At 53.9% G+C, this 5,609-nt stretch carries 1 protein-coding gene and 3 rRNA genes; all 4 read right to left on the bottom strand.

Annotated features, from left to right (window positions below; genetic code table 11):
- Positions 1 to 100, bottom strand: a 5S ribosomal RNA gene (rrf, locus tag NYP55_RS06670); the annotation flags it as partial.
- Between the two features lie 167 nt (positions 101 to 267).
- Positions 268 to 3,326: ribosomal RNA gene (locus NYP55_RS06665) — 23S ribosomal RNA — on the bottom strand.
- 377 nt (positions 3,327 to 3,703) lie between these two features.
- Positions 3,704 to 5,230: ribosomal RNA gene (locus NYP55_RS06660) — 16S ribosomal RNA — on the bottom strand.
- 191 nt (positions 5,231 to 5,421) lie between these two features.
- Positions 5,422 to 5,568: a hypothetical protein gene (locus tag NYP55_RS06655; RefSeq protein WP_415704306.1), complete on the bottom strand. Its 147-nt coding sequence runs from the start codon at positions 5,566 to 5,568 to the stop codon at positions 5,422 to 5,424.
- Positions 5,569 to 5,609 lie beyond the last annotated feature (41 nt).

Here is a 5,609-nt window from a genome sequence, read left to right as displayed (position 1 = left end):
TCTCCCACACCCTATCGAGTGCAGTACCCTCACCGTGTCAGGCCTTAGCTTCCGGGTTCGGAATGGGACCGGGCGTCTCACCTGAGCCATGACCACCGCAAAACTAGATTATACACTCGCAATACGCGAGTGGCAAGCTGGCGGTTTGGGAACCGGACATGAACGCGAGCAAACAGAAGAAACAATCATCAAAATCAACAACTTAACCATAATCATGACCGCTTAACACTCCCTAATGTTAAGAGAATTAAACGATAAGCAATACAAGTAGTATCACAATCGCCCATTAGTACTGGTCAGCTCCACCCCTTACAGGGCTTCCACATCCAGCCTATCAACCACGTGTTCTACATGGGGGCTCACACACAAAGTGCAAGGAATGCTAATCTTGGAGCAGGCTTCCCGCTTAGATGCTTTCAGCGGTTATCCCTTCCAAACGTAGCTAACCGGCAGCGCCACTGGCGTGACGACCGGCATACCAGAGGTTCGTCCACCCAGGTCCTCTCGTACTATGGGCAGGTCTCCTCAACATTCCAACGAGCGCAGAGGATAGAGACCAAACTGTCTCACGACGTTCTGAACCCAGCTCGCGTGCCGCTTTAATCGGCGAACAGCCGAACCCTTGGGACCTGCTCCAGCCCCAGGATGCGACGAGCCGACATCGAGGTGCCAAACCATCCCGTCGATATGGACTCTTGGGAATGATCAGCCTGTTATCCCCGGGGTACCTTTTATCCGTTGAGCGATGCCACGTCCGTACGCCGGCACCGGATCACTATCTCCGACTTTCGTCCCTGCTCGACCCGTCAGTCTCACAGTCAAGCCCGCTTGTGCGATTACACTCAAAACCCGATTGCCAACCGGGCTGAGCGGACCATTGAGCGCCTCCGTTACTCTTTAGGAGGCAACCGCCCCAGTTAAACTACCCGCCAGGCACTGTCCCTAACACGGATAACGTGTCGAGGTTAGACGCCAGATATGGAAAGAGCGGTATTTCACTTGTTGACTCCACGCAAGCTAGCGCCCACGCTTCACAGCCTCCCGCCTATGCTACACGATCCACACCTAACGACAATACCAAGGTATAGTAAAGGTCCCGGGGTCTTTTCGTCCTTCTGCGCTTAACGAGCATCTTTACTCGTACTGCAATTTCGCCGGGCTCCTGGCCGAGACAGTGGGGAAGTCGTTACGCCATTCGTGCAGGTCGGAACTTACCCGACAAGGAATTTCGCTACCTTAGGATGGTTATAGTTACCACCGCCGTTTACCGGGGCTTAAATTCACCGCTTCGCCAAAGCTAACGGATCCTCTTAACCTTCCGGCACCGGGCAGGCGTCAGAGCGTATACAGCGGCTTACGCCTTCGCACGCTCCTGTGTTTTTGGTAAACAGTCGCTACCCCCTAGCTTGTGCCACCCCCAACAGCTCCGCATGTAAAAAACATCACCATCAGGGGTCTCCCTTATGCCGAAGGCACGGGAGTAATTTGCCGAGTTCCTTGGCCAGGATTCGCCCGATCGCTTCGGTATACTCTACCAGACCACCAGTGTCGGTTTAGGGTACGAGCGGAATCACACCTCACGTTGAAGCTTTTCTCGGCAAGCAGGATCACCGGAATCAGCCATACGGCCTACCCATCACGCCTCAGCTTAAACATCCCCCGGATTTACCTAGGAGACAGCCCACACGCTTAGCCACGGAAAACCACCTCCGCAGCCGGCTACCTACCCGCGTCACTCCCACGCTAACCTACTACCGATACGCTCCCAACACTAAACCAGAAGAAAACCCCGAAAGGCAATCAACCAGAATAACGAAGGTTAGTACTCTCAGATTCAGTTCGAACGGTGTAACACCGGTACGGGAATATCAACCCGTTCATCCATTCGACTACGCCTGTCGGCCTCGCCTTAGGACTCGACTCACCCGGGGACGACGAACGTGGCCCCGGAACCCTTAGTCATTCAGCGGACAGGATTCACACCTGTCTCTCGCTACTCATGTCTGCATTCTCACTCCCGTATAGTCCACGACAAGTTCACACTGCCGCTTCACCCCATACAGGACGCTCTCCTACCCCGCGTGAAATAAATCACGCAGTCGCGTCTTCGGTGGCGTGCTTAAGCCCCGCTACATTGTCGGCGCGGAACCACTAGACCAGTGAGCTGTTACGCACTCTTTCAAGGATGGCTGCTTCTGAGCCAACCTCCTGGCTGTCTATGCGACTCCACATCCTTTCCCACTTAGCACGCGCTTCGGGACCTTAGACGACGATCAGGGCTGTTTCCCTTTTGACGACGGAGCTTATCCCCCGCCGACTCACTGCCATGATAAACCTAACAGGTATTCGGAGTTTGGCTGCTATTAGTACCCGGTATGGGCCCGCAAGCATCCAGTAGCTCTACCCCCTGTAAGCAATAACATGACGCTGCACCTAAATGCATTTCGGAGAGAACCAGCTATCACGGAATTTGATTGGCCTTTCACCCCTAACCCCAAGTCATCCCCCCAGTTTTCAACCTAGGTGGGTTCGGTCCTCCACACGGTCTTACCCGCGCTTCAACCTGCTCAGGGCTAGATCATCCCGCTTCGGGTCCAGGACATGCGACTAAAACGCCTTTTAAAACTCGCTTTCGCTACGGCTCCCCCACCCGGGTTAGCCTCGCCACATACCACTGACTCGCAGACTCATTTTTCGATAGGCACGCCGTCACCCCACAAGAAGGCTCCGACGGATTGTAAGCGCACGGTTTCAGGAACTATTTCACTCCCCTCCCGGGGTGCTTTTCACCTTTCCCTCACGGTACTAGTACACTATCGGTCAGACAGGAATACTTAGGCTTACCCAACGGTCTGGGCAGATTCACGCGGGATTCCACGAGGCCCGCGCTACTTGGGAATAAACATAAAGAGACATCGCACGACCTGCTACGGGGCCATCACCCTCTACGGCTGGGAATTCAATCCCATTCACATAACACGATGTTTTATCACTCTCCTCAACCCCGTCAGAGGCTGAACAGTCAATCCCACGACCCCGAATACGCAACACCTGACGGTTATCACACGTACTCGGTTTAGCCTGATCCGCTTTCGCTCGCCACTACTCACGGAGTATCCTTTCCTGCAGGTACTGAGATGTTTCACTTCCCTGCGTACCCCCCACAAAACTGTGGTGACCACCCATAACAGTGGCCGGGTCTCCCCATTCGGAAATCCTCGGATCAAAGCCCACTCGGCAGCTCCCCGAGGCATATCGCAGCCCGTCACGTCCTTCATCGGTCCTGTCTACCAAGGCATCCACCATACGCCCTTACCAGTGATACACCAGTAAAAAGCCTATCGCTTAACTCTCTAGACAATAAATCATCACACTAAACGATCACAAAACGATCAAGCGACTCCACCAAAATGGAGCCGGTTGAAATTGATAAAAGTAAAAACAAGCAAAACCAAAAAACAGTCTCACTATTCTTACTCGCGTCCACTATCCAGTTCTCAAACCACCAAACACCAAGAACACAAGCCAAAAACCAAAAAGCCTCAACCTGTAATCCAAGGGCTAGGACCGCAACCCCAAACAAAAGGGGGGTGGCAATCCGGGAACCCAAAAGCATGCCCAACACACTCACAAAAAAAACGTTAACTATTGTTTTCCACACCAGTAACCACACTCAATCCGAGCGTGCACAAAAACTCCGTAGAAAGGAGGTGATCCAGCCGCACCTTCCGGTACGGCTACCTTGTTACGACTTAGTCCCAATCACGAGCCTCACCTTAGACGGCTCCATCCCAAAAGGGTTAGGCCACCGGCTTCGGGTGCTGCCCACTTTCATGACTTGACGGGCGGTGTGTACAAGGCCCGGGAACGCATTCACCGCGACGTTGCTGATTCGCGATTACTAGCGACTCCGCCTTCACGTAGTCGAGTTGCAGACTACGATCCGAACTGAGACCGGTTTTAAGGGATCCGCTCCATGTCACCATGTCGCATCCCGTTGTACCGGCCATTGTAGCATGCGTGAAGCCCTGGACGTAAGGGGCATGATGATCTGACGTCATCCCCACCTTCCTCCGAGTTAACCCCGGCGGTCCCCCGTGAGTTCCCGGCATAACCCGCTGGCAACACAGGGCGAGGGTTGCGCTCGTTGCGGGACTTAACCCAACATCTCACGACACGAGCTGACGACGACCATGCACCACCTGTGAACCTGCCCCGAAGGGAAACCACATCTCTGCAGTCGACAGGCACATGTCAAGCCCAGGTAAGGTTCTTCGCGTTGCATCGAATTAATCCGCATGCTCCGCCGCTTGTGCGGGCCCCCGTCAATTTCTTTGAGTTTTAGCCTTGCGGCCGTACTCCCCAGGCGGGACGCTTAACGCGTTAGCTCCGACACAGAACCCGTGGAATGGGCCCCACATCCAGCGTCCACCGTTTACGGCGTGGACTACCAGGGTATCTAATCCTGTTCGCTCCCCACGCTTTCGCTTCTCAGCGTCAGTAACAGCCCAGAGACCTGCCTTCGCCATTGGTGTTCTTCCCGATATCTACACATTCCACCGTTACACCGAGAATTCCAGTCTCCCCTACTGCACTCTAGCCCGCCCGTACCCGGCGCAAACCCACCGTTAAGCGATGGGCTTTCACACCAGACGCGACGAACCGCCTACAAGCTCTTTACGCCCAATAATTCCGGATAACGCTTGCGCCCTACGTATTACCGCGGCTGCTGGCACGTAGTTAGCCGGCGCTTATTCGAAAGGTACACTCACCCGAAAGCTTGCTCCCAATCAAAAGCGGTTTACAACCCGAAGGCCTTCATCCCGCACGCGGCGTCGCTGCGTCAGGGTTTCCCCCATTGCGCAATATTCCCCACTGCTGCCTCCCGTAGGAGTCTGGGCCGTATCTCAGTCCCAATGTGGCCGTCCGCCCTCTCAGGCCGGCTACCCGTCGAAGCCTAGGTGGGCCATTACCCCGCCTACAAGCTGATAGGACGCGACCCCATCCCATGCCACTAAACACTTTCCCAACAAGACATGCGTCAAGTTGGAGCATCCAGCATTACCACCCGTTTCCAAGAGCTATTCTGGAGCATGGGGCAGGTTGGTCACGCATTACTCACCCGTTCGCCACTCTCACCAACCAGCAAGCTGGTCAGATCCCGTTCGACTTGCATGTGTTAAGCACGCCGCCAGCGTTCATCCTGAGCCAGAATCGAACCCTCCACGAAAAACTTCAATGAAGAGCCAACATAAGGCTCCAATATAAAAGAAAAAGACGAGACATTCTTTAAGGAAAGAACATCCCAACAAAAAACCTCACCATCATTTAACCATCTCTCAGGCACCCCACAATCTGTGAGGCTGACAATGAACTGGCAATAATTAACTAAATAAGTAGTACAGACACGCTCTTGAGTTCTCAAACCACCACCACACCAGCCGGCTCATCAACCTCAACCGAGGAGAACCAGCCGCGCTGAGCAGCAAGAGATAAACTTACACCAAAGCAAGCCCAAAAGCAAATCACACCCAAACCAACAAGCCAAAACCATTGAAACAAAGCCAAAACATCGGCGTGTTGAAAACACGGCTAAAACACGCAAAAAA

This window comes from Gardnerella sp. c10Ua_31 (assembly GCF_055700915.1).
Note: the sequence above shows the minus strand (reverse complement) of the source record. Positions and strands in the feature narration are given on the sequence as shown.